We start from the raw sequence: 21,424 nt of genomic DNA on the forward strand, positions 1-21,424 counted from the left end.
TATTCCCAATCAAAAAAACTACGGCCGAAAAAGCCTTGTTTTTTTTTTAAAAATCGGGAGATGCCGTTCCTATCTGGGCTAGGAAAACTGCTCCAAACATGCGTAATTAATTTCATTAAGCTACCTCTTAACCATGACTTCAACTGAACTCAAAGATTTTTTAGACGAAAAAGTCATACAATACAACACTCTTGATTTTATCGACAGTGATCCCGTTCAAATTCCGCATCTTTTTTCACAAAAAGAAGACATCGAAATTGCAGGCTTTTTGAGTGCTACTATTGCATGGGGCAACCGCAAAATGATCATTCAAAATTCACATCGCATGCTCGATTTAATGGGTAATGCACCTTTTGATTTTGTAATGTCGCACAGCGAAAGCGATCTAGAACGCCTCAATAATTTTGTGCACCGCACCTTCAACGGGCAAGATTTCATGGGCTTCATAAAATCATTGCAACACATTTATAAAAACCACGGTGGACTTGAGGCTGTTTTTGCGCAAAATCAGGAAGCTCAATCCATGCAAAAAAGCATATCTGAATTCAAGAAAACGTTTTTCTCTATTCCGCATTTGCCACGCACACAAAAACACATCTCTGATCCTTTGAACAATTCGGCAGCCAAACGCATTAACATGTACCTCCGTTGGATGGTTCGACAAGACAATAAAGGAGTGGATTTAGGCATTTGGAAAAGTATTTCACCCGGTGCCCTATCTTGCCCTTTGGATGTGCACTCTGGCAATGTAGCACGTAAATTGGGTATTTTAAATCGAAAACAAAACGATGGCAAAGCCTTAGCCGAGCTAGATACCAAATTAAGAGAATTTGATCCCAATGATCCTGTAAAATACGATTTTGCTTTGTTTGGGTTAGGCGTTTTTGAAGGCTTTTAATCCAAAACAAACTGCCTTTGCTACATTCCTTGTAAAAAGACTATCTTTGCACAAAATTTAAGCAAATGAGTACTTTCGAACAATTCAAACTCCCTAAATCTGTACAAAAAGCAATTGATGATTTAGGATTTACCACTCCAACTCCAATTCAGGAAAAAACTTTTTCTGTAATTATGTCAGGACGCGATATGATGGGAATTGCACAAACAGGTACTGGAAAAACATTTGCCTACTTATTACCTCTATTAAAGTTGTATAAATTCACACCCGGCCATACGCCAAAAATCGTGATTTTGGTTCCTACACGTGAATTGGTTGTACAAGTAGTTGAAGAGGTTGAAAAGCTAACCAAATACATGTCGGTTCGTACTATTGGTATTTTCGGTGGTGTAAACATCAATACCCAAAAAACTACTGTATACCAAGGATGTGATATTCTTGTAGGCACTCCTGGGCGTATCATGGACCTTACCTTGGACAATGTGATCCGATTTGAGGAAATGCAAAAATTAGTTATTGACGAATTTGATGAAATGCTCAACTTGGGTTTCCGCACCCAACTAACTGCAATTTTGGCAATGATGCCCAAAAAACGTCAAAACATTCTCTTCTCGGCTACAATGACAGACGAAGTAGATGCTATTTTGAATGATTATTTTGATTATCCTGAAGAAGTTACCCTTTCAGCATCGGGAACGCCGCTTGAAAACATTACACAAATTACGTATCATGTACCTAATTTTAATACCAAAGTTAACTTATTAAAACACCTACTTTCGACAACGGAAGATATGAGTCGTTTGTTGGTATTTGTAAACAATAAAAAAATATCCGATCTACTACACGAGCGAATCGAGGAAGATTTTGAAGGTCAATTTGGGGTAATTCACTCCAACAAGTCTCAAAATTACCGTTTGAGCACTATGGCCTCTTTTCAAGAAGGCAATTTACGTGGTTTGATTACTACTGATATCATGGCAAGAGGACTTGATATTTCTAACATTACTCATGTTGTCAATTTTGAAATGCCTGAACTACCTGAATTGTACATGCACCGTATTGGTAGAACTGGCCGTGCCGATGCAACAGGCACAGCAATAAGTTTTATAGCTCCTCGCGAAGAAGAAAAAAAGATTGAAGTAGAATTATTGATGAATATGGAATTGGCTTTAGAACCTTTCCCAGAAACAGTCGAGATTTCTAGCAAATTAATCGAACCTGAAAAAGATAAACAACCGATTAAGTTTTTGATGAAAAAACAAAAACTAGCCGGCGATGGTGCTTTTCAGGAAAAAAGCAAGAAAAATAAAAAGGTTAATCTCGGAGGTCCTGGCGTTACAAAGAAAAAAACACACGGATCAGTGAATAGAAACATGCTAAAAACGCGAGCTAAAAAGAAGAAAGACAGCAATAAATAATACTTTTATTAGTTACATAACATTAAAAAAGGCTAAAAATGCAATTGTATTTTTAGCTTTTTTTTGTTTACTTAAACTATTTACTTCTTTGTAAAAACCAAACAAACTGGTGCGCTTAACGAAATCTTCTTACCCGTTGCTGTTAAACTTCCTGTTTTTTTATTTCGTTTAAAAAAAACCACTTCATTTGTATATTGGTGTCCAACCAGTAAAAAATTACCGCTTGGATCAATCACAAAGTTGCGAGGCCCTTTACCTAATGAGCTTTGATGTTCTTGCACTTTTAACAAACCGTTTTTTTCGACTTTAAAAATTGAAATGGTATTGGCTTCTCCACGATTTGAGGCATATAAAAATTTCCCATCCGGAGAAAAATGCAAGTCGGCCGCGCTAAAACTACCTTTGAAATCTGGAGAAAGTAATGAAGTTTCTTGAATTAATTTTAATTGACCGTTTCCATATTCAAAAACGGACAAAACAGCAGTAAGTTCTTGTATTAAATACATGTATTTCCCATCAGGACTGAAGGTTAAATGCCTTGGCCCGCTACCCGATTTTACAGCAATAACAGCTGTTTGGGTAAAAACATCCTTTTCTGAATTAGGATTGTAAGCATAGAGCGTCACGGTATCAGTACCTAAATCAGTTGCTAGCACATACTTTTTATCAGGAGAGAAATGCAACATATGCACATGAGGACCTTCTTGTCGCTGTATATTTGGACCTTTGCCTTTGTGAGAAATAATTTGATTGGCTGCGGAAAGACTTCCATCGGATTTCTTTTTAAAAACAGTAATACTACCACCATTGTAATTGGCTACCATCACATTTGGGCCGTCTGTAATTATATGACAAGGATCTGCCCCTTCTGACGGCTGTGTATTAAGTAATTGCAACCGTGCAGAACTCGCATCGTAACTAAAAGCACTAACGCTACTTTTACTTCCAAATTCATTGACTGCATAAACATACTTATTGTCACTAGAAACTGTCAAAAAACTCGGATTCACAGTTGGAGCCGAAGTGTTATTCAAATTAAAATCACCTGTCTTGCTATCAAAATCGTAAACATAAATTCCCTTACTGTCACACCCTTGCGTGTAGGTACCTATAAGTAAATTCAATTTGTTTTTTTGTGCATAAGTAGCTCCTAAAAACAGAAACGCAACCGTAAATAAAACTATTTTTTTCATGTTTTAAATGGTATTAAGTAGCTAAAATACGCATTAATTGTGTAGGTTTAACACTTTGAATCAAGCGCCGAAAAATAAAAGCGCAATACCATTAATCTGTTCACAAATTTGTATTTTTGATTCCGAAAAGTAAACAAATGCCATTGCAAGTGACTTGCAAAGCTTTAAACACCGCTTACGAATGCATTTTAAACATCCTGAATTTTTATATTTCCTGTTTTTGCTCCTCATACCTATAGTGGTGCATCTGTTTCAACTAAGGCGATTTAAAAAAGAATATTTTACCAATGTTCGATTTTTACAAGCACTTTCTATTCAATCCAGAAAAAGCTCGACCTTAAAAAAGTGGCTGCTCTTGGCTTGTCGCTGTTTGCTTTTAACTACTTTAATTTTAGCTTTTGCTCAACCTTTTTTTGAATCCAAAGACAGTAAAAATGCCAATAACGAATTGTACATAGTGCTTGACAACTCCTACAGCATGCAAGCCAAGGGCAAAAAGGGAGAATTATTAAAACGAGCCGTACAAGATTTATTGGAACACGCACCGGAGCAAACCACGTTTTCTTTACTTACAAATACAGAGAATTTTTGGAATACCGATATCAAAACCATTACGAACGCTTTGCAAAATTTAGATTACAGTGCTACACCTTTTAATGTCAAAGCTCTTTTATCACAAATCAAAGCCCGAAAATCAGCTTTCAAAAAAGATATTGTCATTATCAGCGATGCTGTAGATTTAGACGTTAAAGCGCTTAAAAGCGTATCGAAAGACTTAGCCCCATTGTTGATAATTCCGGAGGCCGAACAAAAAACAAACGTATCCATTGATAGTGTATTTATCAAAAAAGCCGTTTCCAATTTCTACGAGATAAGTGTTGAAATTTCAAACTATGGTTCAGACATGGATCGTATTCCGGTTGCTTTATACAACGAAAATAAATTGATAGCCAAAACATCAGTAACACTAAAAGGCAACAAACAATCCATTCCGTTTACTATTCCCAAACAAGCTTTTCATGGTTATGCTTCTATCAGCGACGATGGTTTAGCTTATGACAATACCTATTATTTTAGTATTGCCGAAATGAAAAAAACAAGTGTATTGAGCATTGGAGATGAATCGAAAAGCGAATTTTTATCCCGAATTTACACCGCTCCCGAATTTAGTTTTCGCAATAGCGCACTTTCTGCTTTGGATTATAACAGCATCGAAGAGCAAAATGCCATTGTCTTAAATGAAATTGATGCCATACCGCAAGCATTGAGTACAACATTACAATCATTTATCAACAAGGGAGGAAGTGTTATTCTTATTCCTGCAGCCAATACAAAGGATACGAATCCATTTCTAGCAAAAGTGAGTAACTTACAGTTGACTGATTGGGCTGCGAATGAAAAACAAATTACCAAAATCAATTTTGACCATCCGGTTTTTAATGCTGTTTTTGAAGAGAAAATTACCAACTTCCAGTTTCCTAAAACCAAAGGCAACTTTGAGCTATCAAATAATAATCCTGCGGCTTTATGGTATGAAGATCAATCGGCATTTTTAACGGCAGTTATCAATCCAGTTGGTGCTTTGGCTGTATTTGCAGCGCCTTTAAATACAGAAAATTCTAATTTTCAGCAATCGCCTTTAATTGTTCCTACTTTTTACAAACTCGCTACTTTACAGCAGTCCAATGGTAGCTTAGCTCAAACTATCGGTAACGATCAACCCCATATTACACCTGTAACCTTATCAAAAGATGCTATTCTTGAAGTAAAAGGTCCCGGCGAACCCTTTATTCCGGTACAACAAATTTTGAGTAACAAAGTCAAAATGCGTTTTACAGAATATCCGCAACAAGCCGGAAATTTCAGGATTTACAATAAAAAACAGTGGATTGAAAACATCAGCTTTAATTACAACCGAAATGAAAGCGACCTGTCTCAAACCAACCAAAATGCTGCGTCGGATTTTGACACTGAATCATCAATTGAATCCTTTTTTGATGCCCTACAAACCAACAGAACCGATAATCAAATATGGAAATGGTTTGCTATCTTTGCGCTATTGCTAGCACTGACTGAAATGGCGATAATTCGATTCGTAAAATAACAACACACACCTTGCTTAACTTTATACAATCATGAAATTAATCATCAGAAATGCCAAGATTATTGATCCAACAAGTCCATTCAACAACCAGACTACTGATCTTTTAATCGTTGATGGTTTCCTGCAAAAAATAGAAACGGCATTAGCCAATCCTGATAATATTGAAGAACTCCAACTAGAAAATTTACACGTTTCGCAGGGTTGGTTTGACAGCAGCGTTTCATTAGGAGAGCCTGGTTTTGAAGAAAGAGAAACTTTAGCCAATGGGCTTTTGGTAGCGGCTAAAAGCGGATTCACAGCCGTGGCTTTACAACCTAACACCAACCCTGTTATTGACAATCAATCACAAATCAACTTCGTACTTTCAAAAGCTAAAAACGCAGCCACTGAACTCTATCCGATTGGCGCATTGAGTAAAGGAAGCGAAGGAATTGATATGGCTGAAATGTTCGATATGAAAAACGCAGGAGCAATTGCGTTTGGAGATTATAACAAAAGTATTGCAAATGCTAATTTGCTGAAAATCGCTTTGCAATACGTGCAAGATTTTGATGGTTTAGTGATCGCTTTTTGCCAAGACAACACACTCAAAGGACATGGTGTAGTGCATGAAGGAATTGTTTCAACTCGCTTAGGTCTAAAGGGAATACCGAGTTTAGCTGAAGAATTGCAAGTAGCACGAAATTTATATTTATCGGAATACACAGGCGGAAAGTTACACATTCCCACCATTTCTACTCAAAAATCAGTTGTATTTATTAAAGAAGCTAAAGCAAAAGGATTGCAGGTTACTTGTAGCGTTGCTGTTCACAACTTAGTTTTGACCGATGAAAAGCTTGATGATTTTGATACCCGTTTTAAGGTTTTGCCTCCGCTGCGTAGCGAAACTGACCGACAAGCTCTTTTGGAAGGTATTCACGATGGCACCATTGATATGATTACCTCTGACCATAATCCGATTGACATTGAGCACAAGAAAATGGAATTTGATGGCGCAAAATACGGAACGATAGGTTTAGAAAGCGCTTTTGCAAGCTTACTAACTGTGCTTCCACTAGAGCTAGTTATTGAAAAATTAACCGCTGGAAAAGCTACTTTTGGCATCGACTCGCACAGCATAACTGAGGGAGCTCAAGCTTCACTTAGCTTATTCAATCCTGATGGAAATGCTATTTTTCAGAAAAAAAACATACTGTCAAAATCGAAAAATTCTGCTTTTTTAGGTAGTGCTATCAAAGGAAAAGTATACGGAATTGTAAACCAAGGACAATTAATATTAAACAAATAATGACACCAACAAATCAGTCTAATTCAGGAAAAACGGCCGCGATTACAAGTTATATTTTAGGGATTGGCGTTTTTATTGCTATGTCAATGAACTCCGAAGATAAAAGTGCCTTTGCCTCATTTCACATCCGACAAGGACTAGGACTCACACTTACCTTTTTTTCATTAGGTCTAATCATTAGTAATTTTGATAGTATGATGATCTCCGCGCCAATGTGGATTTTTATTTTAGTTTTGTGGTCGTACGGGATCACATCTGCCATAAGAGGCGAAATGAAACCATTACCATTGTTGGGAAATCTATACCAAAAATGGCTTTCTAATATTTCATAAACGAAGTTAGAAGCTACTTTTTAACTGAAAAAAAAACCAGAATTTCAGTATTCCTTAAAAAACACAGCATGAATTTATCTTTAGAATATAAAATTAGAGAGCCCAAAAAAATTGAAGCTCAAAATCCATTATTGTTATTATTGCACGGTTACGGCAGCAACGAAGCTGATTTATTCTCATTTGCAGAAGAATTACCGGACGAATATTATGTAGTTTCTGCAAGAGCTCCGTATGATTTGCAATTTGGCAGCTATGCTTGGTACGCCATCAACTTTGATGCAGATGAAAATAAATTTTCAGATGTTGGTCAAGGGCAAGAATCTAGAGACCGTATCAAAAATTTTATTGAAGAACTAATAGAAAATTACCCAATTAATAAACAAAATGTTTCTTTAATCGGTTTCAGCCAAGGAGCAATTTTAAGTTATGCCGTAGCTTTATCGTACCCAGAAACAGTGCAACGAATTGTAGCTATGAGTGGCTATGTAAATCTTGAAATGGCAACCGCTGATTACTTAAAAAATAGTTTTACCAACTTAAAAATATTTGCATCACATGGCACGGTAGACCAAGTAATCCCAATTGATTGGGCCCGAAAAACACCTGCAATAATCGAAAAATATGGTATTCCTATAACCTATAAAGAGTATGCAGTTGGCCACGGAGTAGCACCACAAAATTTTTATGATTTCAAGGCTTGGTTACAAGAATAAAGGAATAAAAAAAATCGCAGAAGGAATTAAATTCTTTACTGCGATTTTCTTTTGATTTTTACTTCTGATAAATAAACGACTGGTTTACTTCAAATGAAATACTGTCATCTTCATTGATAAAGTATTTCAACAGTACTTCGCCCCAACGTTCTCCGTCACTATAATCTGCAATAATCCAACGGTGGTTTAAAATTTTTACTTTGTTTATCACAAATTTATTGGCTCCAATTTGATCCTGACCCGTGTACGGATTCCCTTTTGGATTAGCGTTAAAGTCTAATAATTTTTCAGTAACTACAGGAATTAACTTTTCGTATTGAATGGTTTTATCTGGAAAACTAGCTTCTAAATAATTTTGAGCATTTTCATTTTTTTGCAATGAAAAATAATCGGCATTTGCTAATTGATCTGTCACTAAAGTTAAGCTATCACGTAATTTTTTAGTCGTTTTTTCGTAGCGCTTTTGCTCAAAATTTACTTGATTACTCAAAAACATATAAGTAAAAAGAGTTGACAAAACGGCCAAAATTGTGAGATAAAGCAAGAAAGAATTTTTCATTTTGTAAATTTTTAAATAGTAATTTCCAGGGTATCAAATGCCAAAAAAACATTAGGCGGTAATTTTTTTTGTACCTCCTCATGAAAGCCCATAACATGACTAATGTGCGTTAAATAGGCCTGTTCTGGCTGTACCAAATTTATGAAATCTAAAGCTTCTTTCAAATTGAAATGTGTATCATGTGGCTCTTCGCGCAAAGCATTAACCACCAATACTTTTACTCCTTTTAACTTCTCAATTTCAGCTTTTTCAATCGTTTTCACGTCTGTTAAATAAGCAAAATCATCCACTCTGTACCCAAAAACTTGTAAGTTTCCGTGCAGCACATTGATCGGAATAATTAATTTTCCGCCTAAAACAAATGGAACGTTATTTTGAACCGGAATAGTGCGTACCGAAGGAGCTCCGGGATATTTGTTGACAGTTTCAAAAACGTAAGCAAAACGCTCCTGCAAGTTATCTAATACTCGCTGATGTGCATAAACTGGAATTTCGCCTTGCTTGAAGTTAAAAGGGCGAATATCATCCAATCCTGAAGTATGGTCTGCATGTTCGTGAGTAAACAAAATGCCGTCTACTTTTTGACAATTGGAACGCAACATTTGCTGCCTAAAATCGGGTCCGCAATCAATTACGAAAGAATGCTGCTCCCATGCCAACCAAATGGACACGCGCAACCTTTTATCCTTACTATCAGTACTTTTACAAACAGGGTGATCGCTACCTATTACGGGAATGCCTTGTGAGGTGCCAGTTCCTAAAAAATTTACCTTCAATTTTATCGCTTTTTATTGCAAAAATAGGGTTAATTCTCTTTCTTTGATAACCTATTTCATTAACTTTGCAACATATTAGCATAGTAAACAAAAATGGATACAGCAATTAAATTAAAAGGTGATAAAATCATCGAACAAATACCTTCGATTAAAGACAAAGCACTTCGTATTAATTTGAACGAAAATATATACGGAACTTTTGCTGAAATTGGTGCTGGACAAGAAACAGTGCGTCATTTTTTTAGAGCTGGTGGATCATCTGGAACTATTGCAAAAGCAATGTCAGCTTATGATAAAGACTTCAGTGATGCCGTTTATGGTGTTGAATCGGATGGTCGTTATGTAACCGAGAGTCGACTCAAAAAAATGTTAAGCCACGAGGTCAATTTGATTGAAAAACGTTTGAGTAGAGAAAAACATCCTAACAAAATGTTTTTTAGTTATGCTAATACCGTAGCTACTATCGATTTTGCGAAACAATTTAAAGGCCACGGTTGGGTAGGAATTAGCTACCAAATTGAACCTGACGAAGACTACAACGAAATTATATTGCATATCCGTTTTAAAGAGACTGATGTGCGTTTACAACAAGAAACTTTAGGTATTTTAGGTGTTAACCTAATTTATGGTGCCTTTTACAAATACAACGACCCAAAACGTTTGCTGCGTTATCTGTATGACCATTTAGACAAAGACCAACTCGAAATTGATACCATTAACTTTTCTGGACCTCGCTTTGCTGATGTAGATAACCGTTTGATGAGTTTACAGTTAGTTAAAAACGGAATGACTGATGCGGTGATGTTTAATCCTGATGGAAAAAACATTTTACCTGCTGCCATTTTGTACAAGAAGAATATCTTAGCTTTCAGAGGAAGTTTTAGACCGGTAACCAAGGTAAACATGGACATGTATGAGAAATCATTAAAAATGTTCCTAAATGAAAACAAGGTCGATAAAGACAATACCTTGGTTGTTTTTGAAATTACACTTTCTAATTTACGATCGGATGGTGAAATTGACGAACGAGATTTTATGGATCGTGCGGAATTACTTTGTTCTCTCGGACAAACGGTAATGATATCGAACTTTCAAGAATATTACAAAGTGGTTGAGTATTTTGCTAATTATACCAAAGCCCGCATGGGATTAGCACTAGGTGTAAACAACTTGGTTGATATTTTTGACGAAAAATACTATCGTCACTTAAGCGGTGGTATTTTAGAAGCCTTTGGTAAATTATTTTACCGCGATATGAAAGTATTTTTATACCCTATGATGGGCGAAGATGGTGTGATTATCAACTCTGACAATTTAAAAGTACATCCTAGAATGAAGGAACTTTACAAGTTCTTTAAATTTAATGGTAAAGTAGTTGATATTGACGACTATGATCCTACAATTTTGGAGGTGTTTTCTCGTCAAGTATTGAATATGATTAACAATGGAAAACCAGGTTGGGAAAGTATGCTACCGTCAGGTATTGCAGAAATTATAAAGGAACACCAATTGTTTGGTTATGACCCAAATAAAATTTTAAAAGAAGTCAATTAAAGATTCACTTTGAACGATAAAAAAAACCTTGTTAGGATATACTAACAAGGTTTTTTGTTTTCATCAAACGAAGCAATAGTTGAAATTAACTACTTTACAGGAATGAGTTTGTATTTTTATTTCAAAATTTGAGCAGCGTGCGCTTTGGTTTTTACATCTGAAATTATCTCATCGATTATTCCGTTTTCATCAATAATAAAAGTGGTGCGGTGAATTCCATCGTATTCTTTACCCATGAATTTTTTAGGTCCCCAAACTCCGAAAGCCTGAATTACGGCTTTGTCTTCGTCAGCTAATAAAGGGAAAGGAAATTCATACTTGTCTTTGAACTTTGCTTGTGCTTTTGCCGAATCAGCGCTTACGCCTAATATGGCATAGTTATTTGCTTGAAAACGCTCAAAATTATCTCTTAAATCGCAAGCCTCAGCGGTACAACCTGGCGTACTAGCTTTTGGATAAAAGAAAACTACTAGTTTTTTACCAGCATAATCAGCTAGTTGATGGGTATTTCCGTCTTGATCGATTCCTATAAATGCGGGAGCGGCATCGCCTTTTTTTAATGTTGTCATGGATTGTGGATTTTACTTCTATTTGTGTTTTTAATTGAGGTATGCCCCAGATGGAAATGGAAAGCCCGGACTGAAAAACACTATTTTTTTCAGGATGATAAAGAGCGACCGACAGGAAGCTCCTTTAGCATTCTAGAAAAAAAGTGTTTTGAAGGAGGACTTGCAATGTACAGCTGGATTAGGCTCCTCTTAAAATTTTTGTTATTTTTACCTGAGTTAAATGTACGAAAATGAACAAACAGGAACGTGTAACTTTTGTTATAAATACGTTAAAAGAATTATATCCTACCATCCCAATTCCGCTAGATCATAAGGATCCGTATACGCTATTGATTGCTGTTTTACTCTCGGCACAGTGCACCGATGTTAGGGTCAATCAAATAACACCCTTACTTTTTGCTAAGGCAGATAACCCGTATGACATGATAAAAATGACCGTTGAAGAAATTAAAGAAATCATTCGACCTTGTGGCTTATCGCCAATGAAATCAAAGGGGATTCATGGTTTATCTCATATTTTAATTGACAAGTATAATGGCGAGGTACCGCAAAGTTTTGAAGCCTTGGAGGAATTGCCAGCGGTGGGACATAAAACTGCGAGTGTGGTGATGTCACAAGCTTTTGGTGTGCCTGCTTTTCCAGTTGATACACACATTCACCGCTTGATGTACCGATGGAATTTAACGAATGGTAAAAATGTGGTGCAGACTGAAAAAGATGCCAAACGCCTTTTTCCTGAAGCTACTTGGAACGACTTGCACTTGCAAATTATATGGTATGGACGCGAATATTCGCCAGCTCGTGGATGGGATTTGGAACGCGATATTATAACCAAAACCATTGGAAGAAAAACAGTTATTGATAGTTTTTACAAAGGGAAATAAGCATAAAAAAACCACTTTCATCAACTAGAAAGTGGTTATTTTATACTTATTAAAAATCGATAAATAACTCAGGCCATTTAATTGGCTATTATCAGAAATTTTTGGTCTTTGGTTTGCATTAAATGCAAGGCTTTTGAATAATTGAGTAAAAAAGAAATGGTTTCTTTTTTGGGTTTCATTACAGCACTTGTCTGCAATTTTTTAGAGTAAATTTTTGCCATAGAATACAATATTTTGTTTCTATGATAACGCTCTACTTTGGCTAATATTGCTAAGCCGTTAAAACTATTTGATGTTTATCAATCACTTTACGCAAATTGAGTAATGCATAACGCATGCGCCCAAGAGCTGTATTGATACTAACCCCCGTAGTTTCGGCTATTTCTTTAAAGCTCATGTCTTGATACATGCGCATAATCAAAACCTCTTTTTGATCATCAGGAAGCTCTTCGATTAATTTTTTAATATCTAATTGCACTTGATCAGCAATAATTTGATTTTCTACCGTTAATGATTCATCAGTCATAACAGAAAAAATGGAAAATTCTTCGGTTTCTCTAAAAAGCGGCATTTTTTTAGATTTACGAAAATGATCAATAATCAAATTGTGAGCAATACGCATTACCCAAGGCAAAAATTTACCTTCTTCGTTATAGGAATTAGACCTAAGGGTATTAATGACTTTTATGAAAGTATCTTGAAAAATATCGTTGGTCACATCGCGATCTGGGACTTTTGAATAAATAAAACCGTAAATCTTAGATTCGTGTCTTTTGATGAGTTTTGCTAGTGCATCCTCGTTTCCATCGATATATTCTTTGATTAATGACGCGTCAGGAAGTTGTATACTAACCATAATAGTACTTTTTAGTGGTAATTTATTGAAATAATGTTCTAAAAAGTATTGTTATGCTATAGGCAGTATGTTTTGCGTTAAATTATAAATCAAAAATAGCTATTTTTTTTTTCAAGTTGCAACTAAAATCAATAAAAGTTAACATTTTGATAGCAAAAAATGTTAATTTATCAAACTTGATTTAACTAAGTGTGCTTAAAAGCGAAAATGTAAGACCTTGTATTTCATCTCTTCAAGATTATTTGACATTTTAACTCTGTTCAAATAAAAAGCTGTTGCTCGTAAAAAGAACAACAGCTTTTATATTATGATGCTATTTTTAAAAAGAAAAAAAGCATGAACTCATTTCTTTAAAAATATGAATTGGTTATTGATAAACTCTGATATAATCGATCAAAAATTCTTGAGGTAAGATAGTATCATCAACCGCAGGTCCTCCAAAATTGCCGCCTATTGCCATATTTACAATAAGATAAAATGGTTGATTGTAAGGCCAAGTTGCCTCTGTTTTTTGCTCTGGTTGAAAGGTATATACCAATTGATCGTCTACAAAAAAATCCATTTTGTCCTTTGTCCATTCTACTGCATATATGTGAAATCCATTTTCAATATTTTCAAACTTTGTTTTTTTAGTATTGATCGTATTTCCGTGACTTGCCTGCGTGTGTAACGATGTAAAAACCATGTGAGGCTCTTTGCCCACGTATTCTAGAATATCTATTTCACCACAAAGTGGCCATCCTACTTGTTTGATATTTGATCCTAACATCCAGAATGCTGGCCAAACTCCCTGTCCGACTGGCAATTTAGCTCGAGCTTCAAAACGTCCGTACTGAAATTCTTTTTTACCTTGGGTAGTGATACGTGTGGAAGAATAGGTATTACCTTCTTTTTTGCCCAGAATTGTCAATTGATTGTTAGCTACTTTATGGTTTGTTTTCGTGTACAATTGGCGTTCATTATTACCCCAGCCACAGTTAGGACAGCCATCACCAAGTTCAAAATTCCAATCCTTTTCATTCAAACTTGACCCGTTAAAATTCTCCTCCCAAACTAACTTTCGTTGCTGTTGCGCAAAACTAGTTTGCACAATAATTATCAAAAAAAGGATGTATTTTTTCATCTTTACTTACTTTACAAATTGAAAACTACTTTCTAAAACCGTTTCTGAACTTCCACCTACAAACACTTTAAAATCGCCCGCTTCGGTCTCCCATTTGCGGTTAGCAGTAAAATATTCGATGGTTTTTTCATCAATAGTAAATGTTACTTTTTTTGATTCGTTAGCTTGAAGTTCGATCATTTCAAAACCTTTCAACTCTTTAATAGGACGCGTTGTGCTACCAATTAGGTCCCGAATGTATAATTGAACCACTTCTTTCCCAGCTATTTTACTGTTATTTTTCAAGATTACTGACACTTCAATTTTTCCGTTTACACCAAAAGAATTAGCGTTTAGTTTTAAATCAGAATATTCAAATTTAGAGTAACTTAAACCATGTCCAAATGGATACAAAGGTGTATTTTTCTCATCAATAAAATGCGACCAAAAAACACTTTCAGGCTCGTTCATTGTGGGTCTGCCAGTATTTTTAGCATTGTAATACAAAGGCAACTGCCCCACACTACGCGGAAAAGTCATTGGTAATTTACCACTTGGGTTGTAATCACCATAAAGTACTTGCGCAATGGCATTACCACTTTGCGTACCCAATTGCCAAGCCTCTACAATTGCCGGAATATTTTGATCTGCCCAAGGCAATGCTAACGGACGACCGTTGTTGAGTACCAAAACAACATTAGGGTTTGCTTTGTAAACTTCCTCTAATAATTGTTGTTGTACTCCAGGTAAATCGATGTTGGCTCTACTGCGTCCTTCACCTGATTGCAAACCGTGCTCGCCTAAAACCATTACCACCACATCTGCTTTTTTTGCAGCAGCAACCGCCTCAGGAAAACCACTTTTATCCGTCATATTAATATTAGTTTCCCAAATAAACTGCGTCCTTCCCATCGCTACATCAGCACCTTTAACGTAGGTGATTTGGTTTCCTGTATATTTTTGCATTCCTTCAACCACAGAAACTGCGGTATTATCATCAGCGGCAATGCGCCAACTTCCTAACGGACTTGTTTTATCTGCCGCAAGTGCACCAATAATTGCAATTTTTTGACCTGACTTTTGTAAAGGCAACAAGTTTTTTTCATTTTTTAATAAAACGATAGACTTCTTAGCTACATCTAAAACCCCATCATGAAATTCTTGTTTTCCAACTGTTGTTTTCTCACGATTTTCATCACAATATTTGTACGGATCATCAAACAATCCCAATTCGAATTTTACTTTCAAAATTCTTCTTGTAGCATCGTTGATTGTCGCTTCTTTAACCTTGCCTTCTTTAACTAATTGAACCAAATGATCAACGTATGCTGAAGATTCCATATCCATATCAGAACCTGCGTTGATAGCTAATTCAGCGGCATGTTTGCTATCTTTTGCAAATCCGTGTGTAATCATTTCATTGATAGATCCCCAATCAGAAACTACGAACCCATCAAAATTCCAATCTTTTTTCAAGATTTCTCTTTGCAAGTAAGCACTTCCCGTTGCAGGCACTCCATTTAACTCATTGAATGAATTCATGAAGGTACGTACGCCAGCATCAGCTGCAGCTTTGAACGGAGGAAAAATAGTGTTTTGCAAAACTGATTCGCTGATATCAACTGTATTATAATCACGCCCTGATTCTGCGAAAGCATAACCAGCAAAATGTTTTGCACAGGCCAAAATAGTGTTGGTTGCTGCTAAATCCGTTCCTTGAAAACCTTGGACACGAGCTACTGCAATTTTACTTCCTAAAAACGGATCTTCGCCAGCACCTTCCATAACGCGTCCCCAGCGGGCATCTCGAGCTATATCAACCATTGGCGCAAAAGTCCAATTTAAACCTACTGCTGCTGCTTCTTCGGCTGCAATTGCCGCTGATCTTTTGATCGCTGCTAGATCCCAGCTAGCTGCTTCGGCTAACGGAATTGGACTTATGGTTTTGTATCCGTGAATGACGTCAAACCCAAAAATTAGGGGAATACCCAAACGAGTTTCTTCTACAGCTATTTTCTGTAAGGCACGTACATCCTTCACCCCTTTTACGTTAAGCATAGATCCTACCAAGCCCTTTTTTAAATCGTCGTATTTTTTGGCTGCTTGACCTTCTTTTGGCGTAGGCCCAGTGATATCCCAAAAACCATTGTATTGATTGAGTTGACCTACTTTTTCAGACAGCGTCATTAAGTTAAGGACAGAATCAACTTTACGGTCTAATGTATTTGTAGTTTTCATATTCACCGGAGTTTGCAATGTTTGTTTACTACAAGCCACCGCAACGCTTACACAAACTGCCAGATATATAAATGAATGTTTCATTTTTAGTCTTTTTTAAAAAACAAAAGGTAGGTAATGACACCTACCTTTTATTAATTGATTTATAAATATATCGTTATTGGTAAACTCGAACGTAGTCTACCTCCATTGCTGATTGCATGAAAGCAGGATCTATTGCACCACCAAAAGTACCACCCATAGCCACATTCATAATTAAGAAGAAATCCTTATTGAAAGGTAAACTACTCGTGTTATTTACGGAATGTACCAAGGTATCATCAACATAAATTTGTACCGATGTAGGAGTCCAAAGAGTTTTGTAAATATGAAACTCTGTCGAAACATTAGGAATTGTTTTCTTAGCTGTATTCGCACTACCACCAAAATTACCTGGATAATGGAAAGAACTATGAATTACATTTTGTTCATTTCCTCTGTGTTCCATATAATCAATTTCACCACATGCCGGCCAAGGATTGGTTGCATAATTTTCACCAAGAGACCAGATTGCAGGCCAAGTTCCACGCCCGATTGGTAATTTGGCTCTCACTTCGATCTTACCATAAGTAAATTCAAATTTATTTTCTGTTTTGATACGAGCAGAAGTATAACTTGATCCTACTTTTTTAGCAGTAATTTTCAAAGTTCCGTTTGATACCAAAACGTTATCAGCTGCGCTAGTATAACTTTGAGATTCGTTATTACCCCAACCGTTTGTACCAGTACCTAAGTCATAACCCCATTTACTTGGGTCAGGAGCACCATCTACATTGAATTCATCTGAAAATTTTAACACGGTATAATCCGTTACAGGCGTTGGATTCACCACTGAACCTGCTGGCGATGTCGTAAAAGTATGGTACCAAGCTAGGAATGGATTTCCTGATTGAATTACACGTACAGTCATACGATTGTCAGTAATACTTAAGATTTCGTAAGAGCTAGCTCCAACAAAATATCCCATGAAACCGCCATCAGCAATATTGAGAACTGTCCCTCTTGTTTGCGTTTTCGCATCCGGATTTTTAGAAACAAACGATTCTGATTTGCTCAAGGTAACTGTTTTTAAACCACTAGTGTTTAATGGGTAGCAGGCATCATCCCCTCCACCTTTAAAAGCACCGTTATAAAAAGTTTGTCCCTTATTATCCAATTCAAATTTCATTTGTTTACCAACTAGTGAAAATGTCATCACGCTGTTGTACATACAAGTTGCTGATTTTTCATTTGCCGCAGCACTATAAAATGCAGGAAAATAATTTTGTTTACCAAAAGTAGGATCAGCCCAAGCCACATTTGGTCCTACACCTAAATGTCCTGGCTCGCTTTGTGCCCAATACCATTTCCTTGAAGTACCACCTGTAAGACGTTGTACTGCGATTGGATCATCGTATTCACTAAAAACAGTTACTTCAATAGTACTACTTGAACTAACTCCACCTGCTCCAGAGGCAATAACAGTTACCGTATAAGTTACTGTTCCTGGTGTACTAAAGGTGTTTTCAAAAACACCACTAGGAACATTTTTAGAAGTACCATCACTAAAAATATACTTATACGAAATGGCATCATCAGCTTTACTAACAAACTTCACTTTACCTGAACCGTCACCGTTTGGAAGAGCCGCTGTTTTACCCACAACTTCAGCTGTTATTTGAAGTCCAGAAGGGGCATTAATTGACCCAAAGCCTAAATTATCCTCTTGACAATTGACCATCAACAGAAGGGCAAAGAGAGCTACAATGTTTGATATTAATTTTTTCATTTTTTTATTTTTTTAAATCTTATTACGATTTAGTTATGGAAATAAACATTATCGACATAAACCGTGTTGTTTCCTGAAGGTGCTCCCACATATATCAATTGTGCGATGTGCGCTCTTGTGGTAAGACCAGTGAACTGACTTAGAGGTATATCCAAACTAACCCAAGTGTTCTTTGCAGGTGATGTAATTGTGATCTCATGTTCTACATCGTCACCTCCAGCGAAAACACCATTAGCACCAAAATCAACTAACTTAATTTTGAATTGTGTAAAATCAGACGACCATACATCCGTATGAAAATGTGTCATCGCAGTAGCATTGATTGGTGTAGTAGTTGCTTCAATACCCACAAAGTTTAGTGCACTGTATTTTTTTGTAGCGTTACCGCTAATACTAACATCCGTTAAAGTTGCGCTAGACCATGAAGTTCTCCAAGTATCAACTGCTACATTGCTGTAAACATCACTAAACATAGAAATTACTTTGGATGCTGGTAAAGTTGGGTTTGGCGAAGCAGTAATTGATCCCGCTGTATTGTAGAAAAAAACATTATCAACATACACCGTATTATTTGAAGCTGGAGCTCCTACCAATATCAACTGTGCAATATGACTACGAGTAGTTAATCCTGTAAAGTCACTCAAAGGTAGATCTAAACTCACCCATTGTTCCCTTTTTGGGTTGGCAATTGTAATTTCGTGTTCTCTATCATCACCTCCAGCAAAAACACCATTGGCACCAAAATCGACTAACTTCACTTTGAATTCAGTTAAATCAGCTGACCAAATATCGATATGGAAAAAAGTCATTGCCGAAGCATTAATTGGCGAGGAAGTAGCCTCTATTCCAACAAAATTTAAGGCACTGTATTTTTTAGTAGCATTACCACTAATATTAATATCCTCAAGGGTTGCTTGTGACCAAGATGTTCTCCAAGTATCAACTGCGACATTTGTATAGCTGTTGCTAAACATAGATATTACATTTGCAGCAGGAATAGTAGGAGCCGGAGCGGCAAATAAATTAGTTACTGTAACACTTTCTGTTTTTTCAGTTTTTGCTGCGCCACCGCTAAGTGCCACCACTCTTACTTGATATGTACCTGCTGCTTTGTACGTATGAGAAACTACATCCCCTTGCATAAAGTCAACTGGTACTTCGTTAGGAACATCTCCAAAATAAACTTGAAAGAAAGTTTCCAATTCCGCCTCGGCAGAAACTGTAATTCCTAGATTACTTCCGATTCCTACTTTAGTAACTAAATTGCGTGGCGCCAAGAAAGAAACCATAACTTCTTGAGTAGTTTCAGTTCTTTTACCATTCAAAGTCACACCAATAATACGAGCATTGTATTTTCCCTCTTTGTATTTGTGTGTATATGTCTCACCAGCTCTCAAAAACACTGGAGCTGTAGTACTGTCTCCAAAATAAATTTCAAACTGCGTTACTCCATCTCCTTTTGGCAAAAAGGTAACATTACCTGTATTGTCCTGTGTAATGGTTGTAAGTGCTGAAATATTTGATGGAGCAGCGATGCTGTCTAAATCAACATCGTTATTTTCCTCTGAGCACCCAAAAGCGAATGTCAGTACAAAAACACTTAGTATTAATTTTAACTTTTTCATATCTAAATAGTATTAGTTTTTAGTATCCTGGATTTTGTGCCCAATTTCCGTTAGCAAACTGAATTTCTTCGATTGGAATTGGAAACAATTCGTGCTTATTGGCTGTAAATCCTGTAATTTCTTGAGCTGCTTTTCCGGTACGAACTAAGTCAAAGAAACGGTGTCCTTCGCCTGCTAATTCCACTCTTCTTTCTGCCCAAATAAAATCTGTTAAGGCAGCACCTGATGAAGCGATGTCGTGATTTAAATCTCCAAACGCACGACGACGCACTTGATTTAAATAGCCTCTTGCTTTGGCATCATCTATGTTTCCACGATTTAAAGCTTCTGCAGCCATCAATAATACATCAGCATAACGAATAGCTCTGTAGTTGTTTGGATTGGTTAGGTTCAAATCTCCTTGCGCATTAGTACGTCTTTTTCTTGGAATGTATTTTCTGTTAAAAAACCCAGTATGCTCATACCCTTTACCAAATGTGGCGCCCGTACTTGCTGCCCAAGCTTCGATATCTAAAATTGTTACTGCTTTTCGGTTATCACCTGCTTCAAAAGCATTTACAATTTTTTGCGTAGGCACATTAAAACTGAAACCAGAGCTAAATACATCACCTGTATAGTTACGTGGTCCGCTAAAACCAACTGCTACGTTTCCTTCACTACATTGCAAGCAATTAAAATCAGCACCTTCGGTATCGGTGTATTGCACTTCGAAAACTGATTCTAGACCATTTTCACCAGCTTCTTCAAAAATAGAATTGTAATTAGCCACTAATGAATATGCTGAAGAATTTATTACACGCTCCAGCGCAGTAGCTGCAGGTGCAAATTTATTTTGATACAAATATGCTTTACCTAAAAGTGCTAATGCTGCACCACGAGTCACACGTCCTTTTTGAGTAGCTGTAACTGGCAAATTTTCTGAAGCAAAAATCAAATCTGCCTCAATAGATGCAAACACTTCTGCTGGAGTCGATCTTTTAATTGATTTTTCATCACCAGGACTAAAGCGGGCGTCCCCTTTCATTGGGATTCCTCCAAACCATTTTACTAATTCAAAGTGAAAATAGGCTCTTAGAAAACGAGCTTCGGCAATCACTTGATTTTTTCCTATAAAATCAGTTTTGTCTTTGAACTCTAGGATATAGTTGGCACGTTGTACTCCTGCAAACATAAAATCCCAAAGATTTTTCAAATTACTATTTACTGGAGTGTGAATCATATCATCAATCTGCTGAAAACCAGGAGTATCTAATTGGCTTTCTCCACCTGCTAAGGTATTATCCGAAGCAATTTCTCCTAATAAAACATTCAGGTAAGTTGACTGTAAAATATCATAAGTTGCAATTATTGCATTGTCATAATCCGATTTTGAATTGAAATAATTCTCTGAATCGATTGAATACTGAACCGGTCTGTCTATAAACTCATCGCTACAAGAAACGATTAAAGTAGAGCTAACAGCAACCGAAAGTAAACTAATGTATATGTACTTTTTCATTGTATGTAGA

General features: G+C 36.4%; 19 protein-coding genes. 8 read left to right on the forward strand and 11 right to left on the reverse strand.

Going from position 1 to position 21,424, the window contains the following annotated elements; genetic code table 11:
• The first annotated feature begins 133 nt into the window (after window positions 1-133).
• Window positions 134-898 (forward strand): TIGR02757 family protein, encoded by a 765-nt coding sequence (locus ACXX8U_RS08510; protein WP_458565483.1) that lies wholly within the window; start codon window positions 134-136, stop codon window positions 896-898.
• A 65-nt stretch (window positions 899-963) separates the two neighbouring features.
• Window positions 964-2,316, forward strand: a complete 1,353-nt coding sequence (locus tag ACXX8U_RS08515; RefSeq protein WP_458565484.1) for a DEAD/DEAH box helicase — start codon at window positions 964-966, stop codon at window positions 2,314-2,316.
• An 80-nt stretch (window positions 2,317-2,396) separates the two neighbouring features.
• Here ACXX8U_RS08515 and ACXX8U_RS08520 read toward each other — a convergent pair whose 3' ends face one another.
• A complete protein-coding gene (locus ACXX8U_RS08520) occupies window positions 2,397-3,509 on the reverse strand; it encodes a lactonase family protein (RefSeq protein ID WP_458565485.1) in 1,113 nt (370 codons plus the stop codon).
• Between the two features lie 181 nt (window positions 3,510-3,690).
• Here ACXX8U_RS08520 and ACXX8U_RS08525 point away from each other — a divergent pair, with 181 nt between their 5' ends.
• The 4 genes from ACXX8U_RS08525 to ACXX8U_RS08540 all read left to right on the forward strand — a co-directional run bounded on the left by ACXX8U_RS08525 (window position 3,691) and on the right by ACXX8U_RS08540 (window position 7,946).
• Entirely contained in the window at window positions 3,691-5,613 is a 1,923-nt protein-coding gene (locus ACXX8U_RS08525) for a vWA domain-containing protein (RefSeq protein ID WP_458565486.1), read from the forward strand.
• Window positions 5,614-5,644: 31 nt separating this feature from the next.
• Window positions 5,645-6,901, forward strand: a complete 1,257-nt coding sequence (locus ACXX8U_RS08530) for a dihydroorotase (RefSeq protein ID WP_458565487.1) — start codon at window positions 5,645-5,647, stop codon at window positions 6,899-6,901.
• Window positions 6,901-7,233: a hypothetical protein gene (locus ACXX8U_RS08535; RefSeq protein WP_166137366.1), complete on the forward strand. Its 333-nt coding sequence runs from the start codon at window positions 6,901-6,903 to the stop codon at window positions 7,231-7,233. Before ACXX8U_RS08530 ends, ACXX8U_RS08535 begins: the two co-directional genes overlap by 1 nt.
• 68 nt (window positions 7,234-7,301) lie before the next feature.
• Window positions 7,302-7,946 carry an alpha/beta hydrolase gene (locus ACXX8U_RS08540; RefSeq protein WP_458565488.1) on the forward strand — a complete coding sequence of 215 codons (645 nt, stop codon included), beginning with the start codon at window positions 7,302-7,304 and terminating at the stop codon, window positions 7,944-7,946.
• Between the two features lie 58 nt (window positions 7,947-8,004).
• Here ACXX8U_RS08540 and ACXX8U_RS08545 read toward each other — a convergent pair whose 3' ends face one another.
• Together ACXX8U_RS08545 and ACXX8U_RS08550 are read right to left on the reverse strand one after the other, a co-directional pair.
• A complete protein-coding gene (locus ACXX8U_RS08545) occupies window positions 8,005-8,505 on the reverse strand; it encodes a hypothetical protein (protein ID WP_458565489.1) in 501 nt (166 codons plus the stop codon).
• An 11-nt stretch (window positions 8,506-8,516) separates the two neighbouring features.
• Window positions 8,517-9,281 carry an MBL fold metallo-hydrolase gene (locus ACXX8U_RS08550; RefSeq protein ID WP_458565490.1) on the reverse strand — a complete coding sequence of 255 codons (765 nt, stop codon included), beginning with the start codon at window positions 9,279-9,281 and terminating at the stop codon, window positions 8,517-8,519.
• Window positions 9,282-9,374: 93 nt separating this feature from the next.
• Here ACXX8U_RS08550 and ACXX8U_RS08555 point away from each other — a divergent pair, with 93 nt between their 5' ends.
• Window positions 9,375-10,835 carry a TonB-dependent receptor gene (locus ACXX8U_RS08555; protein WP_458565491.1) on the forward strand — a complete coding sequence of 487 codons (1,461 nt, stop codon included), beginning with the start codon at window positions 9,375-9,377 and terminating at the stop codon, window positions 10,833-10,835.
• Between the two features lie 116 nt (window positions 10,836-10,951).
• On the opposite strand, the gene bcp is transcribed toward ACXX8U_RS08555, so the two are convergent.
• The gene (bcp, locus tag ACXX8U_RS08560; protein WP_458565492.1) at window positions 10,952-11,404 is read right to left on the reverse strand and encodes a thioredoxin-dependent thiol peroxidase; all 453 of its coding nucleotides are present in this window, start codon (window positions 11,402-11,404) and stop codon (window positions 10,952-10,954) included.
• Between the two features lie 230 nt (window positions 11,405-11,634).
• Here bcp and ACXX8U_RS08565 point away from each other — a divergent pair, with 230 nt between their 5' ends.
• The gene (locus tag ACXX8U_RS08565; RefSeq protein ID WP_458565493.1) at window positions 11,635-12,288 is read left to right on the forward strand and encodes an endonuclease III domain-containing protein; all 654 of its coding nucleotides are present in this window, start codon (window positions 11,635-11,637) and stop codon (window positions 12,286-12,288) included.
• A gap of 77 nt (window positions 12,289-12,365) precedes the next feature.
• On the opposite strand, the gene ACXX8U_RS08570 is transcribed toward ACXX8U_RS08565, so the two are convergent.
• The 7 genes from ACXX8U_RS08570 to ACXX8U_RS08600 form a co-directional block, all read right to left on the reverse strand.
• On the reverse strand, window positions 12,366-12,509 hold the full coding sequence (locus ACXX8U_RS08570) for a hypothetical protein (RefSeq protein ID WP_306263147.1): 144 nt from the start codon (window positions 12,507-12,509) through the stop codon (window positions 12,366-12,368).
• A gap of 50 nt (window positions 12,510-12,559) precedes the next feature.
• Window positions 12,560-13,144: an RNA polymerase sigma factor gene (locus tag ACXX8U_RS08575; protein ID WP_458565494.1), complete on the reverse strand. Its 585-nt coding sequence runs from the start codon at window positions 13,142-13,144 to the stop codon at window positions 12,560-12,562.
• Between the two features lie 367 nt (window positions 13,145-13,511).
• Window positions 13,512-14,267, reverse strand: a complete 756-nt coding sequence (locus ACXX8U_RS08580) for a glycoside hydrolase family 16 protein (RefSeq protein ID WP_458565495.1) — start codon at window positions 14,265-14,267, stop codon at window positions 13,512-13,514.
• 6 nt (window positions 14,268-14,273) lie between these two features.
• On the reverse strand, window positions 14,274-16,568 hold the full coding sequence (bglX, locus tag ACXX8U_RS08585; protein WP_458565496.1) for a beta-glucosidase BglX: 2,295 nt from the start codon (window positions 16,566-16,568) through the stop codon (window positions 14,274-14,276).
• A gap of 73 nt (window positions 16,569-16,641) precedes the next feature.
• Complete coding sequence (locus ACXX8U_RS08590) at window positions 16,642-18,291, reverse strand: glycoside hydrolase family 16 protein (RefSeq protein ID WP_458565497.1); 1,650 nt, start codon at window positions 18,289-18,291, stop codon at window positions 16,642-16,644.
• A gap of 29 nt (window positions 18,292-18,320) precedes the next feature.
• The gene (locus ACXX8U_RS08595; protein WP_458565498.1) at window positions 18,321-19,916 is read right to left on the reverse strand and encodes a hypothetical protein; all 1,596 of its coding nucleotides are present in this window, start codon (window positions 19,914-19,916) and stop codon (window positions 18,321-18,323) included.
• A gap of 19 nt (window positions 19,917-19,935) precedes the next feature.
• A complete protein-coding gene (locus tag ACXX8U_RS08600) occupies window positions 19,936-21,414 on the reverse strand; it encodes a RagB/SusD family nutrient uptake outer membrane protein (RefSeq protein ID WP_458565499.1) in 1,479 nt (492 codons plus the stop codon).
• Between the last annotated feature and the right edge of the window lie 10 nt (window positions 21,415-21,424).

This window comes from Flavobacterium sp. GNP001 (genome assembly GCF_054343775.1).